We start from the raw sequence: 4,365 nt of genomic DNA on the forward strand, positions 1-4,365 counted from the left end.
TCAAGGAGCTTTTGGAGAGTGAATGAATGTGGAATGAAAACCTGGGATACGGCCCTTTGGGCCTACTCCCAGGCTACGCCTGCTTTGAAAACAGGGGGGAAGGATTGCGATATCATGCCGAATTAATTAATGGAAGTTCTATTTTTTTAGGTACTCGACGATTTCCTTTATGGTTTGGTTTATAACGGTTAATACTTGTTGGTAAAGAGGTTCCAGTAGTTCTCGTTGTCCTGATTTATAATAACGCTCAAGATATTGACAGGACATTTTGAGTTGCACTGTTCCTACATAGATTGCTCCCCCTTTGATTTTGTGTGCTAATTGTTGTGTTTTATCCCAATCCAAATTGGCATGAGCTTCTTTTATTAATTGCATATCGTTAAGGAGAGAATCTTGTACCATAAAGGCGAGCATTTGCTCTAAAGTAGTTTTATTACCTGAAGTTTTGATTCCTTCTTCTACGCTTAAGATAGGAAAAGGGGATAAGTCAAAAAGTGCTTCATTTTGTTCTGGTAACTCAGAAAACTTTATTAATGCATTCTTGTCTGCAGATTCCTGGCTTTTTCCTGGTATAAAAGCATCGATAATGTCAGAGCAATTAACTGCCGTTAAGGGTTTCGCTAATACTGCATTCATTCCCGCATCAATACATCGTTTTTTATTTTCATCACCAGCATGAGCTGTTAATGCAATAATTGGAGTATGTGTCTTTTTTGTTAATTCATGAACTCGAATGAGGTGAGTTACTTCATACCCATCCATATCTGGCAATCCGATGTCCATAAAAATCAAATCGTAGTGATGATTTTTCCAGGCGTCTAATGCTTTTTTCCCTGATTCAGCTATGTCGGCAGAACACTTTAATTTGGATAATATAGACTTTGCTACAATTTGAGCAATCGGGTTGTCTTCAACGACAAGAATATGATGCAGATGTCCTGATTTATCCTGGAAAACGGGCTTAATTTCTTGAGCATAGGTCTTTTCATAAGGTGAATCCAGGAGTTCTTCCAGTTCCTCATTTATTCCTAAGTCATCATCCAAAAGCGGTTCTTGTAATGGGATAACACAGGTGAATCGAGAGCCTTTTCTTGATTCACTTTCTACGTAAATTTCACCGCTCAACTCATCAATAAATTGCTTGACCACTGCAAGTCCTAAACCAGCTCCTTTATAAATACCTTTATAGGATGGAGTAAGACGTTTGAATTGTACGTAGATTTCCTGTTGTTTGTCTTTGGGAATACCAATCCCTGAATCTTCAATAATGAGTTTTACAACCAGTTCTCTTTGATGGCGTTTAGCAAGAACGGCAGAAAAGGTAACATGACCTGAATCAGTAAAATTAAGAGCATTCGCTACCAGTTCTAATGCCACACGATGAAGTCTTACTTTATCTCCTATGACGTAACGGGGAATATGTTTATCAAACTTCAGACTAAGCGCTAATTTTTTCTGGGCTGCTTTCGCTCGATTTAAATCAATTACATGATTTAAGGTATGTTCCAAATTAAATTTTTTCTTCAATTTGGGAATTTCACCTGAGCTTACACGTATAGCTTCGAGTACCTCATCAAGTAGATCAAGAAGTGCATGACTGGAAGCCACTAAATTTTCTGAGTACTCTTTAATCAGGGGATTATCTGACTCCATCTTAAGTAAATCTGCAAAGCCTACAATCCCGGTTAACGGGGTACGGATGTCATGCCGCATGTTTTCGAGAAATTCAGTTTTGGCTTGGCTTGCTGCTTCTGATTTTTCCATGGCAACTTTAAGTTCAGTTTCCATTTTTTTTCTATCGGAAATATCGATTGAATTACCAATAATACCAATAAGATTATTGTTCTTATCTAAAAAGGGTCTTTTTTTTGAAAGGAGGGTAACTATTTCACCGTTTGGAAGTTGTGTTGCTTCTTCTCGAGTTATTTCTATTCGATGTTTCATGACCTCTAAGTCGTTTTTTCGATACTCGTCCGCTGTTTCTTTATTAAAGAGATCATAATCTGTTTTACCAACCACATAAGATTCATTTGCTTCACTTATAAAGCCCATTCTTTTGAGGCTTTCAGCGCAATGCTGGTTTAATCCCGACCAGACACCATCAATATCTTTCCAATAAACATCACCAGGCAAAGCATCGATCATGCTTTTTAATTTAAAGATTAATTCATCCAGTTCTTCATTTTTGTTTTTATTGTGCTCATCTGATTTTTTAGTAACAGGATGACTACTTTTATGTTTTGTCATTCTCTCATCCTTTTCATAAATTAATCATAGACTGTCAAATCATTTATTTCATACCACAATGCTGATTTACATGTAAAACAATTGATGTCATTTGATCGAAACATGTGGTCTTGTTTGGTTCATATGGATCAAAATTTGAGCTCTAACGTATTTTTTGCTAAAATAAACATCTCATTTTGCTTGCATTGGAAAATAATGATTACTCCTTATGGACAACCTGGTAACCAGATAGAAAAGGTCATGCTGCTTTCGATGTGGGCAAATTATCTTGATCAACAGCAAATAAATAAGAAAGAGTTAAGCAATAAATTCATCTTTGCAGGTATTGGTAAACCAACTTATCCTGTTAATCATCACACAGTAAAAGCATATAAAAAATATTGGGATCGTTTAGAATCTCTTGCAGAACAGTGGCATGATGGTACTCAGTTCGACAATGAGGGTTCGGCTATTGGTTATGGTGATCCTCATGGTGATAAACAGGCAAAAGCTATCATGGCAGAGGCGATGTCTGCTTGGTATGGTGCTGAAATATTAGCAAAGAATGTACTGTTCACCGTTGGTGGGATTGGCGGATTAAGAATAATTTTTGATGTTCTAAATAGCTTTTACGCAACGCACACAAAGTATAGAGTAATCACCCCATTTCCACATTATTCAGCATATGCTAATAATCCCCATCATATTCTTCATCCAATTGATGTGATGTCTGAAGCAGGATATCAGCTTACAGCAAGAGCATTAGAAAAAAGTATCCAGAATGCACTTATCTTGGCAGCTCAAGATGGAATTCAACCAAGGGCCGTTTTAATTTGCAACCCATCTAATCCGTTAGGGACCATTATAAATGAAGAAGAGCTTGAAAACATTGCGAAGACGTTAAGGAAATACCCTGAATTATTTATAATTTTTGATGAAGCTTATGCTGAAATGAATTTTGTTGATATTCCTTCATTTTTGAATAGTGCGCCGGATTTAAAAAATAGAACTATAATTTTGCGTTCTGCAACTAAAGCATTGTCAGCAGCAGGAGAGAGAATGGCGGTCATATTAGCATTTGATGATTTGATTATTAATGAATTAATCAGGCAGCAAATTACTTCCTATATTCATTCACCTCGTTCTGCTCAAATTGCTTATGCCGAAACTATGATTAATTTTAGTTCGGCAGATAGGCGTTCCATGTCTTCTTACTATCAAAGCAAAGTTGAATATGTCATGAAGCGATTAAAAGATATGGGTGCGCAAATGCCATGTCCTAATTATAAAGTGGAAGCGACATTTTATGCTCTAGGTGATTTTAGTGATTTGATGGGTATGGAGATTCCAAAAGAAGCTGAAACAGTTTTAAATAAAACAGGAATAATACAAACAGGGGAGGAATTAGTTTATTCTTTATTATTTAAAGATTTAATCATGCTTGCTCCATTGAGTTATTTTGGATTAGCAGAAGATTGTGGTTATTTGAGGATTACTTGCAGTGCTAATACCGATGAACTTAAGGAAATGATGGATCGACTTGAGCAAAGATTATTGGAAGCAAGGTTATTAAAGAATCAATTTTTAGTTAGTGAAATTCTCTTTGAACTTGAAAAGTCATATGAAAGTAATGTTCAATTGAAAGAAGAAGTGACAAATAAACTAGATCATATCAAGAATATTGTTCCTACGTGTCTTGGACTAAAACAACAAAATCATAAAATGAGTAACTTACTACACCATTTAGTAGAGCACGATATTTTAAATGAGAGAAGTCATTTAATAGAAAGTGCGGGTTATTTTAAAAAAGTGAAAAAAATAGCCTATATAGAAAATAATATTTAATTCGCTCTAGCCGAATGAAGGTAAATTATCGATTAGGTAGTTAGGCTACCCCAGTTGAGCCTGCATTGCCTGCGCCAAATCGCATTGTTCCACATCCGACAACGTTGCGAAATGCACGCCAACAAGTTAAGCAAATGGTGATGGAGGCTCTTCCCGAAGAATCAGTGCTTACTTGCATAATTGGACCGCGTGGTGGGTGAGAACGTCAGAAACCTGGAGATATCAGGAATTGCTTGAATGGTTTTTAATGGCCTGTTGGGAGCCCAATCCCGCGACACCCTAAGCCTCGGGATT

At 36.5% G+C, this 4,365-nt stretch carries 2 protein-coding genes; one reads left to right on the forward strand and one right to left on the reverse strand.

Features of this window, described 5'->3' with window-relative positions; all coding sequences use genetic code 11:
- Positions 1 to 138: 138 nt before the first annotated feature.
- A complete protein-coding gene (locus Lqua_RS08105) occupies positions 139 to 2,247 on the reverse strand; it encodes a response regulator (protein ID WP_083501292.1) in 2,109 nt (702 codons plus the stop codon).
- A 195-nt stretch (positions 2,248 to 2,442) separates the two neighbouring features.
- Between Lqua_RS08105 and Lqua_RS08110 the strand changes: the two genes are divergently transcribed.
- Complete coding sequence (locus tag Lqua_RS08110) at positions 2,443 to 4,071, forward strand: pyridoxal phosphate-dependent aminotransferase (protein ID WP_065240159.1); 1,629 nt, start codon at positions 2,443 to 2,445, stop codon at positions 4,069 to 4,071.
- Positions 4,072 to 4,365: the final 294 nt, after the last annotated feature.

This window comes from Legionella quateirensis (assembly GCF_001467955.1).
GTDB classification, from domain to species: domain Bacteria; phylum Pseudomonadota; class Gammaproteobacteria; order Legionellales; family Legionellaceae; genus Legionella; species Legionella quateirensis.